The 16,539-nt window shown below is 56.8% G+C and carries 14 protein-coding genes and 1 pseudogene; 12 read left to right on the plus strand and 3 right to left on the minus strand.

The window, feature by feature from the left end:
- Positions 1–166 precede the first annotated feature (166 nt).
- Complete coding sequence (locus DRET_RS01750) at positions 167–1,426, minus strand: M24 family metallopeptidase (protein WP_015750815.1); 1,260 nt, start codon at positions 1,424–1,426, stop codon at positions 167–169.
- A gap of 581 nt (positions 1,427–2,007) precedes the next feature.
- Between DRET_RS01750 and DRET_RS01755 the strand changes: the two genes are divergently transcribed.
- Together DRET_RS01755 and DRET_RS01760 are read left to right on the plus strand one after the other, a co-directional pair.
- A complete protein-coding gene (locus tag DRET_RS01755; protein WP_015750816.1) occupies positions 2,008–2,904 on the plus strand; it encodes a LysR family transcriptional regulator in 897 nt (298 codons plus the stop codon).
- A 322-nt stretch (positions 2,905–3,226) separates the two neighbouring features.
- Complete coding sequence (locus tag DRET_RS01760) at positions 3,227–5,338, plus strand: helix-hairpin-helix domain-containing protein (RefSeq protein WP_015750817.1); 2,112 nt, start codon at positions 3,227–3,229, stop codon at positions 5,336–5,338.
- Positions 5,339–5,448: 110 nt separating this feature from the next.
- Here the strand turns inward: DRET_RS01760 and DRET_RS01765 are convergent, their stop codons facing one another.
- Complete coding sequence (locus tag DRET_RS01765; RefSeq protein WP_015750818.1) at positions 5,449–6,339, minus strand: Wzz/FepE/Etk N-terminal domain-containing protein; 891 nt, start codon at positions 6,337–6,339, stop codon at positions 5,449–5,451.
- Positions 6,340–6,586: 247 nt separating this feature from the next.
- Here DRET_RS01765 and DRET_RS01770 point away from each other — a divergent pair, with 247 nt between their 5' ends.
- From DRET_RS01770 to DRET_RS01820, 10 genes are all read left to right on the plus strand, one after another.
- Positions 6,587–6,904, plus strand: a complete 318-nt coding sequence (locus DRET_RS01770; RefSeq protein ID WP_015750819.1) for a MarR family EPS-associated transcriptional regulator — start codon at positions 6,587–6,589, stop codon at positions 6,902–6,904.
- Positions 6,905–7,771: 867 nt separating this feature from the next.
- The gene (locus DRET_RS01775; protein ID WP_015750821.1) at positions 7,772–8,368 is read left to right on the plus strand and encodes a virulence RhuM family protein; all 597 of its coding nucleotides are present in this window, start codon (positions 7,772–7,774) and stop codon (positions 8,366–8,368) included.
- A 436-nt stretch (positions 8,369–8,804) separates the two neighbouring features.
- The gene (cysQ, locus tag DRET_RS01780; RefSeq protein ID WP_015750822.1) at positions 8,805–9,623 is read left to right on the plus strand and encodes a 3'(2'),5'-bisphosphate nucleotidase CysQ; all 819 of its coding nucleotides are present in this window, start codon (positions 8,805–8,807) and stop codon (positions 9,621–9,623) included.
- A gap of 794 nt (positions 9,624–10,417) precedes the next feature.
- The gene (locus tag DRET_RS01785; protein WP_083777058.1) at positions 10,418–10,678 is read left to right on the plus strand and encodes a DUF4258 domain-containing protein; all 261 of its coding nucleotides are present in this window, start codon (positions 10,418–10,420) and stop codon (positions 10,676–10,678) included.
- Positions 10,675–10,866 (plus strand): DUF2283 domain-containing protein, encoded by a 192-nt coding sequence (locus tag DRET_RS01790; RefSeq protein WP_015750825.1) that lies wholly within the window; start codon positions 10,675–10,677, stop codon positions 10,864–10,866. The genes DRET_RS01785 and DRET_RS01790 overlap by 4 nt, the downstream gene beginning before the upstream one ends.
- Positions 10,867–11,613: 747 nt before the next feature.
- Entirely contained in the window at positions 11,614–13,074 is a 1,461-nt protein-coding gene (locus DRET_RS01800; RefSeq protein WP_015750828.1) for a mannose-1-phosphate guanylyltransferase/mannose-6-phosphate isomerase, read from the plus strand.
- Between the two features lie 392 nt (positions 13,075–13,466).
- Entirely contained in the window at positions 13,467–14,009 is a 543-nt protein-coding gene (locus DRET_RS01805) for a hypothetical protein (protein WP_015750829.1), read from the plus strand.
- 109 nt (positions 14,010–14,118) lie between these two features.
- On the plus strand, positions 14,119–14,487 hold the full coding sequence (locus tag DRET_RS01810) for a hypothetical protein (RefSeq protein WP_041281824.1): 369 nt from the start codon (positions 14,119–14,121) through the stop codon (positions 14,485–14,487).
- Positions 14,488–14,550: 63 nt separating this feature from the next.
- The gene (locus DRET_RS01815; protein ID WP_015750830.1) at positions 14,551–15,507 is read left to right on the plus strand and encodes a UDP-glucuronic acid decarboxylase family protein; all 957 of its coding nucleotides are present in this window, start codon (positions 14,551–14,553) and stop codon (positions 15,505–15,507) included.
- An 18-nt stretch (positions 15,508–15,525) separates the two neighbouring features.
- Positions 15,526–16,008, plus strand: coding sequence for a class I SAM-dependent methyltransferase (locus DRET_RS01820; protein WP_083777061.1), 483 nt, complete (start codon positions 15,526–15,528; stop codon positions 16,006–16,008).
- Here DRET_RS01820 and DRET_RS13220 read toward each other — a convergent pair.
- Positions 15,955–16,539: pseudogene (locus tag DRET_RS13220) on the minus strand (ISKra4 family transposase); the annotation flags it as partial. The gene DRET_RS01820 and the pseudogene DRET_RS13220 overlap by 54 nt on opposite strands.

Consider the following 16,539-nt stretch of genomic DNA (forward strand, 5'->3'; position numbering starts at 1 on the left):
GTGCCCTGATTGTCTCTGCCAGTGCGGGTACAAGGCCCGCCTCTCTGGTCGCTGTGGAGGCAAGGGACAACATTGTGGTTTCACTTGTAGGGGCGTGTGGCGCACGCCCTTCTTTCGGTTGGCGCCGGAGCCGACCTCCTGCGCGTCGTTGCGCGCCCTTTTTGTCCTAGCGCAAGAGATCTTCTTCAAACGGATAATGGGTCAAAAGTTCGGTGCCGTTTTCCGTCACCAGGAGCTGCTCTTCGAGCTTGACGCCCTCACCGCCGCCCTCGTCACCGATATACGACTCCACGCAGAGGGTCATGTTGGGTAAAATGGTCCCGTCGTACCCGGCATCCGGGAAATCGGCCCGGTGGTAGAGATACGGATACTCTCCGGTCATGCCCACGCCGTGCGCCGAGAGGTAATACCGGTTCGCAAAATAGCGGTCCGGGATTTCCCAGGCCTTGTCCGCGTATTCCCGAAAGCTCATGCCCGGGCGGATGATATCCAGATTGTGCTGGATCTGCTCATAGGCCATTGTGTAGAGCGTGCGCTGGGTCTCGGTGGGCTGGTCCGGCCCGGAGTGGAAGGTGCGGGAGAAGTCGGAATAATAGCCGTGACAGCCGACCACATCGGTGTCGAACCCGATGAGTTCGTTGGGGCCGATGACCTTGTTCGAGGATTCCTGAAACCAGGGGTTGGTGCGCTCGCCGGAGTTCAAGAGCCGGGTTTCGACATAGTCACCGTTTAAGGCGATGATACTCTGGTGCAAAACCGACCAGAGTTCGTTTTCGGTGATCCCGGGGCGTATGGAGTCGCGGAGGTGGCCGGTGGCGATCTCCGTGGCCTGCAACGAGGCCATCATGCATTTGATCTCTTCGTCGGATTTGATGCTCCGGGCCAGTTCCACGGGCTCCTGGGCGTCGCTGACGCGGACGCCTTGCCGGGCTATTTCCAGGGCCACGCCGGCGTTCATGCGCTCCAGCCCCAAGGTCTCCGGTTCGCCGCCGAGCAATTCCCGCAGGGTGGCCAGGATATTCTGGGCCCAGGCCCGTTCCTTGTCCGCAATGGCCGGGCCAGCGGCGACAAAACTCGCCGTGGACGAAGGACGGACCTCGTCAATGGTCTCGAATCCGCGTCCGAGATGGAGGCAGCCGGTGAATTCGTACAGGATGGAATGATTTGCCGTGAGAACAAGATAGCGCGAGGGGGCGTTGCGGGCCGAAAAGACCTGCATGTTGCGCGCGCCGGTGGCGTAGCGGATATTCACGGGATCAGAGAGGATCAGGGCCTGGACGTTGTGGCGCTGCATTTCCTGCCGGACCCGCTGCAGCCGGTACGTGCGCACCGCGGGCAGATCAATGCCGATACTCTCCGGGGCCTGGTCCAGAAGCGCGAGCCAGGTGGGGGCGGTGCTTTCCGAATGCCATTCCAAAAGTGCCATAGTGTTTCCCTTATGCGGCCCGACGAGGCCGTGGACGGTTTGGTGAGCAAGAACGTGGTCTGAATGCGAAGAAAAGGAATTTTCCTCCAATCAGGGCGACACCGATATCGGCGCCGGGACAACGCCCCCTCTACCAGTCGGCCCACCGGGATTCGAATGAGGTGCTATCAAAATTTCTGATAGGTGCGGTGGTGCGGCGCTGCGGTGGGCTGTTTGACAGAAGCCCCGAGCCCGCGCATGAAGTCCAAGGGAGGACGACAGCTGCTGCGGCCATGGCGCGGCAGGGTCGATGGAGAACGGGCTGAACCGCTCCGCTAGAGTTGGCTTTGCTCGCACCAAAGGGATCAGGTGCGGGGGAAAGATTGTCTCTCCTCACTGGGGGGGACGGCGCATGATCGCTGCATGCGACGTTGTGCCAGTCATTGCCCGGCCCCTTGCGTTGCGTGCAGCACATGCCCTTGATACCGGGCAATCCAGGAAAATCGCCTGCGTTGTGCCGCACGCATCCCCTTTCGGGCCCCGGGAGCCGTGAGCAGATACGAAAGGTCAACCTGGACAGGGAGCGCGAGAGGGAGCGCAGTATGGTCGAATACAGTCTTGATCAATTGGAGTGCTTTGTGACCGCGGCCAAGGCGGGCTCATTTTCCGAAGCCGGCCGGCAGTTGAACAAGGCCCAGTCAGCGGTGAGCACGAGCGTGGCCAATCTGGAGATCGATTTCGGGGTGCCCCTGTTCGACCGTAGCGGAAAATATCTGGAATTGACGTCTGAAGGCGAGGTCTTGCTGCGGGAGGCGGAAACGATTTTGTACCGCTGTGCCAGGCTGCAAAACAGGGCCCTCGCTTTTGCCGCCGATGTCGAGACCCGGGTGCGCGTGGCCATAGACGAGGCCCTGCGGTCCCCCTTGCTGGAAGTGTTGCCGGAATTTGCCGCCCAATTCCCGGCCACGGAAATGGATGTGAGCGAAGGGCTGTTTACTGATGTCCATCGGGCTGTCGCCCTGGGGCACGCCGATATCGGGCTCTTGATCGGCACAGGCATTCCCGAGCCCACAGTCAAATACAAGCTGCTTGGATATATCCCGTTTCAGGCAGCCGTCGCAGCACATCATCCTTTGGCCGCGAAGAAACAGGTCGCTGTCTCGGACCTTGAAGATGAGCGGCAGATCATCATCACCAGCCGCGGCGAACAGCGCCACAGTGAAATCACGCCTTTTAGCCACCGCTTGTGGGTCGCCGAGAGTTACGCCTCAGGGCTGGGGATGATTCGCAAGGGGGTGGGCTGGGCGTTTTTGCCGGAACCGGTTTTGCAGGACGCCACGGGTGACGGCAGTATCGTGGCGCTGTCCCTGGAATTGGAGCATCGCGTCCACACGTCGCCTTTGTACCTGTTGTGGAAACGCGACGATGTCGTCGGACAGGCCGGGCAATGGTTGTTCGAGATGTTCGCCGAAATGGGGAGCCGCCTAGCTGACGGGTGACTCGGGCAAACACGGTCTTTGCGGGCTGGGCTGCGGCATGGTTTCGATCTCTGCGGGCGCTGTTTCCGTCATTGCCTGGCCCGAGCGTTCATCACAGCGCAGGCCTTTGGTGCCGGGCAATCCAGCGGGATGGTCTGCGTTGTCGCATGGAGATGCATTCGGGGATCGGGGTGCGGTGAACGGTTGGTCAAGACCCTGCGGGAGACAGTGGGGCACTAAGGAGTGTCCGCACCGAGAGGACAAAGGGAGCTTGGCCCAAGTTCCCTTCACGTTTTGCAGCATTCCCGGGCAGGCCGGGATGTACAGCAAGGATTGTACTGGCATGGACGCACTTCATACGTATCTTGTTGAGAAGACGGGCATTCCCGCCAAGGCTGTGGGCAATATACTGGCCCTTTTTGAGAGCGGGGCCACCATTCCCTTTATCGCCAGGTACCGCAAGGACCAGACCGGCGGCGTTGAAGAGGAGCAGTTGCGCGCCTTTGAAGAGGCCTACCGCTCGGCCGAGCGGCTCCTGGAGCGCAAGGCTGCGGTGCTGCGCTTGATCGAGGAGCGGGGCCACCTCACAGACGCTATCCGCGCCAAGGTCGACGGGGCGCAGAGTCTGACCGAAGTGGAAGATATCTACCGTCCCTACAAGGAGAAAAAGAGCACCCGGGCCGGACGGGCGTTGGCCCAGGGCCTCGGGCCGCTGGCCGATGTGTTGCAGCAGGCGGCTTTGTCCGAAGCCGCGTTTCGGGACAAGGCCCGGGCCTATGTGGGGGGAGAGGTCGCTGATGTGGACCAGGCGGTGCAAGGTGCCCAGGACATCCTCGCCGAGCGATTGAGCGATGACCCGCGGGAGCGGGAGGTCCTGCGCAACCAGGTCCGGCGCCACGGCGTGCTGGAGGTCAAACCCGGCAAAGCGTTTGATACCCAAGGCGTCTACGCCGGGTACGGCGACTACCGGGAGAAACTCGCCGGGGTGGTCTCGCACCGGTATCTGGCGATTATGCGCGGGGTGCGGGACAAGCAGCTCCGGGTCGCCATTCGGGTGGACCTCGAGCGCACGCTGGCGAATATCCTGCGCAGCAAGATCCCCAAGCGGGCCACGTCAGTAGCGGAACTGCTCCGGGCCGCGTATCAGGACGGTCTCAAACGGCTGCTGTTTCCGGCGGTGGAGCGGGAGATGCATGCCGAGTTGAAGGAGCGGGCGGACCGGCAGGCGGTGGCCGTCTTCGGGGCCAATCTGCGCCAGATGCTGATGACGCCTCCGGTGAGCGGTCAGGTGCTTATGGGCGTGGACCCGGCCTACCGCACTGGATGCAAGTTGGCGGTCATCGACCCCAACGGTAAGCTCCTGGAAACCGGGGTCATCTTTCCCACCCCGCCGCAAAACGATGTCAGCGGGGCCGCGGCCACAGTGCGCGAGCTGGTCCGCCGCCACCAGGTGCAGGGCGTGGCCATCGGCAATGGGACCGCCTCGCGCGAGACCCAGGAGTTTTTCGCCGGACTGAACCGTGACCAGGGCTTGGGACTTAAATACACCGTGGTCTCTGAAGCCGGAGCCTCGGTCTATTCCGCCTCCAAGCTGGCCCAGGCCGAATACCCGGATCTGGACGTGACCCTGCGCGGGGCGATCTCCATCGCGCAGCGGCTGCGGGACCCCATGGCCGAACTGGTCAAGATCGACCCCAAATCCCTGGGGATCGGGCAGTACCAGCACGATGTGGATCAGAAGCTCCTGGCGCGCAAGCTGCACGAAACCATTGAGGATCTGGTCAATCAGGTCGGCGTGGAGGTCAATAGCGCTTCCGCGGCCCTGCTCGGCTATGTCGCCGGATTGGGGCCCAAGCTTGCGCGGGGGATTGTCGCGGACCGTGAGACGAAAGGCCCGTTTGGCGGCAAAAAGGACCTGCTCCGGGTTGCCGGGCTGGGGCCGAAAGCCTTTGAACAATGCGCCGGATTTCTTCGGATCCGGCAGGGGCGGGACCTGCTGGACAACACCGGGGTGCACCCGGAGAGCTACGGAGCGGCCACGCGACTGCGCGAGGAGTACGACCCCCACGTGCTCAGCGTCCAGGACTGCGGGCCCATTGCTGCAAAGCTCGGCGTGGGAAGGCAGACCCTGACGGACATTGTCTTTGAACTGCAAAAACCGGGCTTTGATCCCCGGCAGACCTTGCCGGCCGTGCCGTTTCGCGACGATGTCCGGGATATCGAGGCCCTGCGGGAAGGGGACATTGTCTCCGGCGTGGTGCGCAGCATCGTGGACTTCGGGGCCTTTGTCGATGTGGGGCTCAAAAACGACGGCCTGATCCATATCTCCGAGCTGAGCCACAGCCGGGTCAGTCATCCCCTGGAGGTGCTGGCGGTGAACCAGTACCTGCCCCGCATCCGCGTCCTCCGGGTGTTCCCGGAAAAAGGGCAGGTGGCTTTGAGTTTGAAGGAGTAACTGATTCCGGTGCCGGTGACAGAGCCCGCACCGGCAAGTGCGATTTGCAATGTATCGGCTCCCCCTGGGCTGTGGCCGGACGGCCCAGGATCAACACCCTGCGGTCCTTCTTACTCCTTCTCGTAATACCCTTCCCGGATGCGCTGCCTGGCGTTTTTGATAAACTCCAGCAGGAAGGCCAGGAAGACACCGGCAAAAAGCGATGTCGCCAAGGTCAAGGCGAGAATGAGTTGTGTTCGTGGCTTGGTTGGTGATGACGGCGGCAACGGTTCGTTGATGAGCGTAAAGGACTGATACAGGTCCCGCTGGGATTCCAACTCGGCCTTTTTCCGAATTAGCGATGCCAGCTCGATATTCAATTCTTCAGGGGCTTCGGTAGCACCTTTGATTTCCTGGAGCGATTGGATGTGCGTATCGATGGTTGCAATCTGTTTTGTCTCCGCTGGCGTGGCCTGGCTGAGATGGCTTCGGAAAACATCCAGGGTCTTCTCAAGCTGATTGGCGGCAAAATGTGGATCGGCATCAGTCCAGGTCAGGGAAATTTCGTGGCCGCTGGTTTGGATCTTGAGCGGGAACCGCCCGCTGGCCAGCACTTGGGTGCTTGTCGGGATGTCCACCCCGCTGCGCCAAGTCCCTTCTTGCGGGTTCCATTTTTCAGGAAAATAGTGGGGCAAGAGGGAGTTTTGCTCAATAACTTTCCGTTTGAAGATATTGGATGTCAGCACAGATTCCAGAAAGTCTTTGTTGGAAAATTCCTCGGTCTCGACAGCCCGGATGGTCGCCGTGGCCTTGTATGCAGGCTGGATGCCGAACACAGTGATGAATGTTGCTGCCAGTGTGGCCAGGATGGTCACACCGGCAACAAGCCATTTGCGCCTCCACAGAATCAGCCAGAGTTCGACGAGATCGATCTCATCGTCGGCCTGAGGGGACACCTGCCCGGGGTGGGCGATATAGATGATTTCTTTCGTTTTATCGGAGTGTTCGTCTATTTTTGTCATATATTTATACTCCAGAGATGGCGTGCGAGAGGAAAAGGAGCTTTTGTAAGGAAACACGAAGGCGATGGCAAGTCCGGCTTGGAAGCTTGTCAGAAAATTTTTCGGCGGAGATGTAAATATTTCATGTTGTTATATGAGCAGCTGGGGTGGGGGCGCTCTGGAGAGTTGACTGGTCTCCCCCTTGACTGTAAGTAGTGAACTCAGTACCCGTTCATTTGTTGAACACTTGTTTCTTTCGGTTCAAGGCATGGATGATTCGACACATTACCACTTCTTGAAGGCCCTTGAGGCCAATCCGGAAATATCCCAGCGCCAACTGGCTCGAGAGCTTGGCGTCTCACTGGGCAAGACCAACTATTGCCTCCGCGCGCTCATTGAAAAGGGCTGGGTCAAGGCGGAAAATTTTTACCGCAACCCGGACAAGGGGCGCTATTTTTACGTCCTGACCCCCAAAGGCATAGAGGCCCGCGCCAGACTGACCAAGCGGTTTCTGCACCGCAAGTTGCGGGAATACGAGGAGTTGAAGGCAGAGATCGCTCGCCTCCAGGACGAGGTGGAGGGGTAGGGCGAGGGCAAATGCGCGTTATGGCGGATTTGTCGCCGAATTACGCGCAAAGTAAAAATATCTGGCACGCCACGACGCGAAGGCACGAAGACGATAGAACGCTGCGGATAGCGGATAAGTCCATCGAAATCGCTATCGGGATCGGTATCGAAATCGATTCCTGACTTTAGGTGCGAGGCAGAAGTCCGTGTCCAGCCCGCTCCGTCATTCCGGCGGAGGCCGGAATCCAGGGTTCTTTCACCGCCGATCACGCCGATCCACGCTGATAGCAAGGCATAGCACGAGCATTGTCTTTTGCCTCTTCGGACCGCCACAACGGTCCGCCGCGGTGAATGGCTCCCGGCTCGTGTGTCGAGCGACTGCAAGAAGCGGGCAGTTACAAATCTTTCTTCCAAGAGTATTAGCCGCCCGTTCGCTAGCGCTCACTCGACGGGAAAGGCAGACGGTGGATTTGGCCCCCGCGGACCGTTGCGGGGCCCAAGAGCCGCAATGATTTGTGCCTTTGCTCTAGGTTTCCACTGCGGCCAGTCAAATTCACGCATGTGGGCACGAATCCAAACTGGGAAATACCCCGTGGCCATATTGGCGCACTTTCACCGCGGCAACAGTCCGCCGCGGTGAATGGCTCTCGTCCCGCGTGTCGAGCGACCAGCGGGAGCGGGCGGTTAAATATCTTCCTCTTTCTTCTGCCCCCTTCGTGCCCAGGAGCAGTTTCGTGGGAGGGCCCCGAAGCGACAACGAGCCTGACACATGGGGACCATGACACTGGAGACACATACGAGTGCCAGCAGGTGCAGATCCAGGAACTGCGCGACCAGTTCAAGGACATTCGGGGTGGGGCCTTGAACAGACAAGAGGATTCAAAGCATGGAGCAAGGGCGTAGGGCAGGCGAAATCGCCATTTATGAGGCTGAGTCCGGGATCTTCGAGGTCCATGTGAAGGAAGAGACCGTCTGGTTGACCCAAGCCCAGATGAGCGCGCTCTTTCAACGAGACCAGTCCGTTATTTCGCGTCATGTCCGAAACGTCTTTGACGAAGGGGAGCTTGAGCGGGAGACCAATATGCAAAAAATGCATATTGCCTCCTCGGACAAACCAGTCGCGGAGTTCTCTTTAGATGTTATCATCTCCGTGGGGTATCGGGTTAAATCCCAGCAGGGTGTTCGGTTCCGTCAATGGGCGAACCGAGTCCTCAAAGAGCATCTGACCCGGGGCTATACCATCAACCGCCATCGTTTCGAGGAAAACGCCCGAGAACTGGAAGCGGCCCTCCAACTCGTTCGCAAGGCTGCAGCTGCGCCCGCGCTGGACGCCCAAGCCGGCCAGGGGCTTGTAGAAATCCTCAGCCACTACACCCGGACTTTCCTCTGGCTGCAGCGCTATGACGAGAGGGGTTGCTTCAGGAGCCTTCCGGTCAGCCCGGCGGCGCTCCCCTCACTACCCGTTCGGGCGCAGGCGGTGTAGCGTTTTTCGGGGCCTGTTCTTTGCCATCTCGGAGTTTCGAGGCATAGCGGGGGCATGTCAGGTTCCTTGCGGAACCAGCAGCTCTGATCGTGAACCAGGCGTGAGCGAGGCGCCTTGCCCGGGCAGGTTCCTCTTCCTGGACGGGCAAACAGAATCCGCCTTGTGCCTCCCTTCGCGGGGCTTGGCGTACCTTCGCGGAGAAAAAATTCTTTAGCTTCCTTGGTGCCTTGGCGTCTTTGTGTGAGAAAAATTCGTGCATTTCTGCCCACGACGGACACGAATAAGCACGGATAGCGAGCAGAGCCGGTTCAACATCGCTGTATCATTGCCTGAAAAACCCATTTGAATGTTGGCTGAAGCTCTGCTAGCCATCACCTTCGCCGGGCGCTGTGCCTGAAAATTTTCGACCTCTAAAACGAATCGAGATACCGCGTCTATGTCCCTGTCAGACCCCCAAGCTTATCTCCTGACCGCCGTCCACGCCGCCCTTCACGCCGGCCGCGCTATCCTCGACGTCTACGAGACGGAAAATTTCGACGTGGAGATGAAAAGCGACGACTCGCCCCTGACCCGGGCCGATCGCCAAGCGCACGCTGTTATTCAGGCGGCCTTGGAACCGACCGAGGTGCCGATCCTGAGCGAAGAAGGCAAAGCCATCGACTACAGCGAGCGTTCCGCTTGGCCGGAGCTGTGGATCGTGGATCCCCTGGACGGGACCAAAGAATTCATCAAGCGCAACGGCGAATTCACAGTTAATATCGCGCTTGTTCAGGACCACCTCCCGGTCTTGGGCGTCATCTACGTCCCGGTCACCCAGACGTGTTATTGGGCCTGTGCCGGCCTCGGCGCGTGGCGTTGCCAGCTGCCGCCGGACGCAGCGATTGCGGATCTGGACTCTCTCCGCGCCCAGTCGGTGGAACTGCCCCAGCCGATGGGGATTCCGTCGCCTCGGGCCTTGGTTATCGTCGGCTCCCGCTCCCACGCCACCCCTGAACTTGAAGCCTTTGTTGCGGATATGCGCCAGCACTACGGCGCGGTCGATTTTACCGCTGCCGGCAGCTCGCTCAAGATCTGCCGCGTTGCCGAAGGCTCCGCGGACATCTACCCCCGCCTCGGTCCGACTATGGAGTGGGACACCGCCGCCGGCCAAGCCATCGCCGAGATGGCCGGGAAGTCGGTGACGGTCTGGGAGACAGGCGAGCGCCTGCGCTACAACCGGGAGGAGTTGTTGAATCCGTGGTTCATCGTCCGCTGAGGCGGACGGATGGTCGAATAGTCGCCGTGACGCCCCCCGGAGGCAAGAGTGGCACGCCAAGCCGCGAAGGCACCAAGGAAGCAGGAGAAGGGGCATGGTACGGGAAAAACGAATCGCAAAAGTCCTTGTTGATTCCGCAACCGTAACATTAACGACACGGATGTCTTCGAAACCAATGGCTCTTGGCCCTACAAGCCTTTGCCCTTAGCGCCTTGGAGACTTTGCGTGAGAAAAATCTTTGAAGATTTATCCGCGAAGTACGCGAAGGGACACGGAGGAAGGCATGAGGAGTAGAGATGAGGCCGTCCCAGCGGAAGGGAAGACCCGCTGGCCCGGCGGCGCTCCCCTCACTGCCCGTTCGGTGCACACGCTGCAGTTTTTTTTCAGATTTGTTCTTTGTCATCTTGCAGTTTCGAAGCCCCTGGCCAAGGCTAGCCAGGTTCCCTGCGGAACCAGCAGCTCCAATCGTGAATGGGTAATGAACGAGGCCCCTTTGACCGCGGCAACGGTCCGCCGCGGTGAATGGCTCTTGTCCCGCATGTCGAGCGACTGTAAGGAGCGGGCGGTTAAATATCTTCTTCCTTCTGCCCGTAAGCGGTTCCAGCCGCCCGTGTGTCTTGCACTAGGCCCTCGTGCCACCAGAAATTGTATTCTTTCGTTCGCACAGGGAAGAGTATGGCCCGGTAGCCAGTTGCGTTGGCCATCCTTGTACTCGAATTACCGGGGGATATACCTGAACAAGTTACCCGACCGTAGTTTTTAGATATTTTACACGCTACCAAGGTGCCTAGAGTATGTTTTGCCAGCGATTTGGCCTTGATGTATATTTTAATCGCCATGCACGAGAGCGTATGTCTCAGCGGGGACTAACCGATGCGGATATCGAGTATCTGCTTCAAAACGGAACGGCACGCTACAAAGATACTACTCGGTTATGGATCGCCATGAATTTTCCTGAGCGCAATGATAATCTTGTCTGTATAGCTATTTCTCTTGAGAAGAAGCTGATAATAAAGACAGTGATGCACCATTTTCAGTGGGAGGTGGAGTCATGAGAGTAAGTTACGAAGAAGCTGACGATATTCTTGTTGTGCGTCTTTCTGAGAAAAAAATAGCCAAAGAAACCTCGCAGGACTGGAATACACATATCAGCTATGCTGAGGATGGCACTATCGTTGAAGTTGTTATCCTTGAGGCCTCTAAACAGGGCGCTTGGCCTCTTCTGCGAAGTGAGGCGGCATAGGAGCGATTCTGAGTGTTGAAAAAAAACTCTTCGGACCGCCAGGCGTCGGCTTGGCTCTTGGATGAAATCCACAAAGATTTTTATCCGCGAAGGTACGCGAAGTGGCACGAAGGAAGGCATGAGGAGTAGAGATGAGGCCGTCCCAGCGGCAGAAGACCCGCTGGCCCGGCGGCGCTCCCCTCACTGCCCGTTCGGTGCACACGCTGCAGTGTTTTTTTCAGATTGTGTTCTTTGTCATCTTGCAGTTCCGAAGCCCCTGGCCAAAGCTTGCCAAGGTTCCCGACGGAACCAGAGTCTCTGATCGTGAATGGGTAATGAACGAGGCGCCCCTTGACTGCGGCCAGGCTCCTCTTCCTGGACGGGCAAAAAGGAATTCGCCTTTTGTCTTCCTTTGCGCCTTAGTGTCTTTGTGCGAGGAAATTCTTCACGCCAAGCCACAAAGTCACCAAGGGGTGGGGAGAAAAGGCAGGCGGTGGATTGAGTCCCCGAGCCGCTTACCCGAGGTTCCCTGCGGAACCAGAAGCTCTGATCGTGAATGGGCAATGAACGAGGCGCCCTTGCCCGGCCAGGTTCTTCTTCCTGGACGGGCAAACGGAATCCGCCTTGTGCCTCCCTTCGCGGGGCTTAGCGTGCCTTCGCGGAGGAAAATGCTTCTACCCCCTTCGTGCCTTGGCGACTTGGCGTGAGACACTCTTCGCAGCTTGGCTTCTCTTCCCTAAAACATAAAACTTGCTTTCAGCTAACGTTATGCCCCAAAACACCGCACCATCTCCGACACACCCCTCGCCCATTGTCCCCGTCATCCTCTGCGGCGGCTCAGGCACGCGGTTGTGGCCGATGTCCCGGCAGCTGTACCCCAAGCAGCTCCTGCCCATGCTCGGCGGGGAGGAGACGCTCTTGCAGGCCACACTCAGCCGTCTGCAATCCATCCCGGACGCGGGGGCGCCGATGCTGCTGTGCAACGAGGCGCACCGGTTCATGGTCGCGGCCCAGGCCCAGGAGGCGGGTGCCACTCCTGCACACATTCTTCTTGAGCCGGTGGCCCGGAATACGGCCCCGGCTATCGCCGTGGCCGCGCTCACCGCCCAGGCCGCTGGCGAGGATCCGCTCCTGCTCGTCCTGCCGGCCGACCACCATATCGCCAACCAGGACGCCTTCGCCCAGGCCGTGGCCTCCGGCCGCGCCGCCGCAGAGCAAGGCGGCCTGGTTACCTTCGGCATTGTCCCGGACTGCCCGGAGACCGGCTACGGCTACATCCGCATGGATCTCGACGGTGACGAGCCTGACGCGGTGCCCGTGTTCGAATTCGTGGAAAAGCCGGACCAGGCCACGGCCCAAAGCTATCTGGACGCCGGCGGCTACGTCTGGAATAGCGGCATGTTTCTGTTTAAGGCCTCCACCTATCTGGAAGAACTCGGCCGCCACCAGCCGGCTATCCTTGAGGCCTGCCAAAACGCCGTCCAGCACGCCCGCAATGATCTCGACTTCACCCGCCTCGACGAAGCCGCTTTCGCGGCCAGCCCCGAGGATTCCATCGACTACGCGGTTATGGAAAAGACCGATCGGGCGATGGTTGTGCCCCTGGCCTGCGGCTGGAGCGATGTCGGCTCCTGGGCCGCGCTCCACGAGACCCTGGACCAGGACCCGGACGGCAACGTCTTTGTCGGCGACGTCCAGGCCGTGGACGTGCGCTCCAGCTATATCCATTCCAACGCCCGGCTGGTGACCGCCCTGGGCGTGGAAAACCTTGTGCTGGTGGAAACCAGCGACGCTATCATGGTCTCCACCTTGGACCGCGTTCAGGAAGTCAAAACCCTGGTTTCGGCTCTTAAAGACCAACAACGCGAGGTCGTTAACGTCCACAGCAAAGTTTTCCGCCCCTGGGGCAACTATGAATGCATCGACTGCGGCCACCGCTACCAGGTCAAACGCATCACCGTGTATCCCGGCCAAGTCCTCTCCCTGCAAAAGCATTTCCACCGCTCCGAGCACTGGGTTGTGGTCACCGGCACGGCCAAGGTGACCAAAGATGACGAGGAAATCCTGCTCACCGAAGACCAGTCCGTGTACCTGCCCCTTGGCGCGACCCACCGATTGGAAAACGTGGGCAAGTTCAATCTGGAGCTGATCGAGGTCCAGACCGGGAGCTATCTGGGTGAGGATGACATTGTGCGGTTGGAAGATGTGTATGGGCGGATGAAAAATTAGCTATGCCCGATCATTTTGTAATAATGAACCCTTGTGCAAAAGGGCGGGATAAAAATTGATGTGAATTCGGTGGCCGATGGGATGAAGGTTGTTCAAGCCGATCGGCGGTTTTGGCGGTTGTAGGGGGATGAAGAGCCAGGCCGGCGCCTGGCGGTCCGAAGCAGGAAGAGATGCCTCGCGCCCGGGCGAAGACGCCCTTAATGGCATAGAGGGCTTTGCGAGAAAATTTTGGTGCCTTTAGGGCCTTGGCGAGAGAAACTTCCGCCGTTCACGGTTCATTTTGTCTCCAAAATGGGCGGGCCGCCCAAAACCTCCCTTCTTTAGGCCTGTCTTACTGCCTCAGGTGTCTTGCGTGGGCCTGGCCCCGATCACAGAACAAGGAGACGCAGGCAATGAGTTTTGCTCCAGTGAGAAGGCGCGGTAAGACATGGGAAGATGCGGAAACGCTACACAACATGGTCATGAAATTTCCTTTTCAAACCACCGGGGCAAATGAAAGATCGTTTGAGCAAGGCTTTGCTGTCACGCTATTAAACGCTAAGGAAAAATATAACCAAACAATATATTCCCAGGTGGATCGTGATAACCACGTCCAAAGCGTGTATTGTTTCGGGAAACATCATCGGCCTGATATGACAATCGGCTCGGATGGTATTGCAGTAGAGCTAAAATATATTTCATATGCTGGTTTAAAAGATGCGATTGGCCAGGGTCATTTGTATCGGATTCAAAATAAGTTTGTTTTCTTGATACTTATATTTAGCCAAGAAAGAAAACAAGTGTATTATGATATCGAAAAAGGCAAAGAAAGTGATTTGGAAAATACTCTCAGGTATCTTGAAGAGAACATGAATATTTTTACATACCTGGTGCCTTCGTTTAAGCTCAAGGGCACCGCAGTCCGAAAAGTCATTCCTTTTTCTCCTTGGGAGTAAATGTTAGGATTCACTCAATTTTGGGGTGAGCGCTACTTCGCAATTCCAGTGCTGGTTAAGGTGGAAATCGGCGCTTTAGGCGCAGGAAATAACTTTGTGCTGAGATTGTTTGATAGCATTTGATTGGCTTCAGCAGCTCCGACTCTGGATAAATCCGGCTTTTGTGAATAGTGGGTTGCTTCAATTCCCGATAAGAAGACATCTGATTTTGTTTTTTCTATCTTTGGGGGTGGTTGTGGCCAAAAAAGATCATCGTAGAGGTGGCGCGACCCTTTTAAAACTGTTTGCAGCGGACAGGCTTGGAGCAGAAAGCAATATTGGAATGTATTTCGAGCAAATATTTTCGGCGAGCGACATGACTCTAGCTCAAGCGGGTTCATCAGAGGCCGCATTTAAGGCAATCGGTTTGTGGGCACTTTTCGCTACCGAGGATGACACGGGCATGGACTGGGAGCGGTGTTTTGCGCTTGATGAGTAAATGTGTTTATCTCAAGGGGCGTTCGATGAGTATTTATTTTAGCATCAATATGGGGATTGGATTGTGCGCAAAACAACACTAGTCACCGGAGGGGCCGGATTCCTTGGCTCTCATCTTTGTGAACGATTGCTCAACTACGGGCATGAAGTCATCTGTATGGACAATTGTTTTACCGGCAACAAGGAAAACATCTACCACTTGATGAATAATCCCCGCTTTGAATTCATGCGCCACGACATCACCTTCTCATTATATGTGGAGGTGGATGAGATCTACAACTTGGCTTGCCCTGCCAGTCCCATTCATTATCAGTTGGATCCAGTGCAGACAACAAAGACATCTGTTCACGGGGCGATCAACATGTTGGGACTGGCCAAGCGGGTTAAAGCCAAGATAATGCAGGCTTCTACCTCGGAAGTCTACGGCGATCCTACAATTCATCCCCAGCCGGAAAGCTATTGGGGCAATGTAAATCCTATTGGCCGCAGGGCCTGCTACGATGAAGGAAAGCGTTGCGCTGAGACTTTGTGTTTTGACTATTATCGGCAACATAACCTGCCTATCAAGGTAGCCCGTATATTCAATACATATGGGCCGAGAATGTATATGCACGACGGCCGCGTGGTCAGCAATTTCATTGTCCAGGCTTTGCAAAACGAACCTATTACTATTTACGGTCAAGGAGAACAGACGCGCTCTTTTTGCTATGTGGATGATATGATAGAAGGCTTCATACGCTTGATGGATACCGAAGACGAATTTACAGGGCCGGTGAATCTGGGCAATTCAGGCGAGTTCACCATTCGTGAATTGGCGGAAAAGGTACTTGAGTTGACTGGGTCCAAGTCAGAACTGATCTTTGAACCACTCCCAGAGGATGACCCCAAACAGCGCAAGCCAGAAACTAAGCTTGCTCAAGAAAAATTAGGCTGGGAGCCCAAAATTGGGTTGGAAGAAGGTCTGCCTCGTACTATTGAATATTTTGACGCATACTTGAAAGGAAAATTGTTTGATGCCTAAAACCATAGGGCCAAACTCATGAAGGATTACCGCCTACGTTTATACGAAAGATATGTAAGCTCGCATGTTGGAGAGGTAAGTCAAGGACGGAGTCAAAGCCGTGATCCTTTGTACAAGCGTATCATTAAAAAACACTTTCCAGCTGATAAAGATGATGCCCCAATATTAGAACTTGGGTGTGGCCATGGGGCTTTTATCAGAAAGATGTCAGAATATGGATATACAAATATCCAAGGGGTTGATTTCTCAAGTGAACAGGTCGATATCGCTAAAAAATTTGGAATCAGCAATGTACGTCAAAAAGATCTTATGCAAGAGCTTGAGGAAAGTGCAAATAATACATACGATCTTATAATAGCCATAGACGTGATTGAGCATTTCAATAAAATGGAATTGCTGAAATTATTGGATAAGATTAATTTGGTCCTCAATGAGGGGGTGCATTCGCTACTTGCGACCGCCACCTTGACAAAGCGAAAGACTGGGTCGAGCCGGCCCTAAGTCCTGCCGTTGGCTTTTTTCATAGGCGGCAAAGAAGCGGTCAAAGGACTTGTTGTACCTCGAACAACGCAAAGCCAGGATATTGTTAGCCAGGTTGACTTTCCACCAAGCCCCTGAGCGTTTGAGCCGTATATGGCTTATAAACTTGTTAGCGCTTTCTATGGCCCCGCTACCCAGAGGATAGCCGCCCCGCTTGGCTTTCCCGTAGTCCATGCGGTCCTTGTTCTTTGACAAATACGAGCACAGAGCGTCTCGCTTCTCTGCTGCCTCGCCGGTGAGCTTCATTCGCCTCAATCCAGCGAGAACACTGCCAAGTTTATTTTGAAAGAGCCGATTTGTCGTTTCACGCAGCCATTTGTCCCGGGCTGCCTTGTCGGCAAAGCGGGCGTTGGCAAATTCGTGGATATGTTCTTGGCAATGGTAATAATCCAAAATTTGCCGTGCGTCTGGGAAAGCCTCTTCCATCGCCTCCCATATCCACCCGGCTCCGTCGCCTATACAACAGATCCGAACCTTGTCTTCCGGAAAAAG

The sequence above is a fragment of the Desulfohalobium retbaense DSM 5692 genome (genome assembly GCF_000024325.1).
In the GTDB taxonomy this organism is placed as follows: Bacteria; Desulfobacterota; Desulfovibrionia; order Desulfovibrionales; family Desulfohalobiaceae; genus Desulfohalobium; species Desulfohalobium retbaense.

What these genes read in the sequence shown, in the direction of transcription:
- cysQ (WP_015750822.1), top strand. Translation starts at nt 8,805, where the DNA reads ATGTCCCTGTCAGACCCCCAAGCTTATCTCCTGACCGCCGTCCACGCC.
- DRET_RS01760 (WP_015750817.1), top strand. Translation starts at nt 3,227, where the DNA reads ATGGACGCACTTCATACGTATCTTGTTGAGAAGACGGGCATTCCCGCC.
- DRET_RS01820 (WP_083777061.1), top strand. Translation starts at nt 15,526, where the DNA reads ATGAAGGATTACCGCCTACGTTTATACGAAAGATATGTAAGCTCGCAT.
- DRET_RS01765 (WP_015750818.1), bottom strand. Translation starts at nt 6,339, where the DNA reads ATGACAAAAATAGACGAACACTCCGATAAAACGAAAGAAATCATCTAT.
- DRET_RS01770 (WP_015750819.1), top strand. Translation starts at nt 6,587, where the DNA reads ATGGATGATTCGACACATTACCACTTCTTGAAGGCCCTTGAGGCCAAT.
- DRET_RS01785 (WP_083777058.1), top strand. Translation starts at nt 10,418, where the DNA reads ATGTTTTGCCAGCGATTTGGCCTTGATGTATATTTTAATCGCCATGCA.
- DRET_RS01800 (WP_015750828.1), top strand. Translation starts at nt 11,614, where the DNA reads ATGCCCCAAAACACCGCACCATCTCCGACACACCCCTCGCCCATTGTC.
- DRET_RS01805 (WP_015750829.1), top strand. Translation starts at nt 13,467, where the DNA reads ATGAGTTTTGCTCCAGTGAGAAGGCGCGGTAAGACATGGGAAGATGCG.
- DRET_RS01775 (WP_015750821.1), top strand. Translation starts at nt 7,772, where the DNA reads ATGGAGCAAGGGCGTAGGGCAGGCGAAATCGCCATTTATGAGGCTGAG.
- DRET_RS01790 (WP_015750825.1), top strand. Translation starts at nt 10,675, where the DNA reads ATGAGAGTAAGTTACGAAGAAGCTGACGATATTCTTGTTGTGCGTCTT.
- DRET_RS01750 (WP_015750815.1), bottom strand. Translation starts at nt 1,426, where the DNA reads ATGGCACTTTTGGAATGGCATTCGGAAAGCACCGCCCCCACCTGGCTC.
- DRET_RS01755 (WP_015750816.1), top strand. Translation starts at nt 2,008, where the DNA reads ATGGTCGAATACAGTCTTGATCAATTGGAGTGCTTTGTGACCGCGGCC.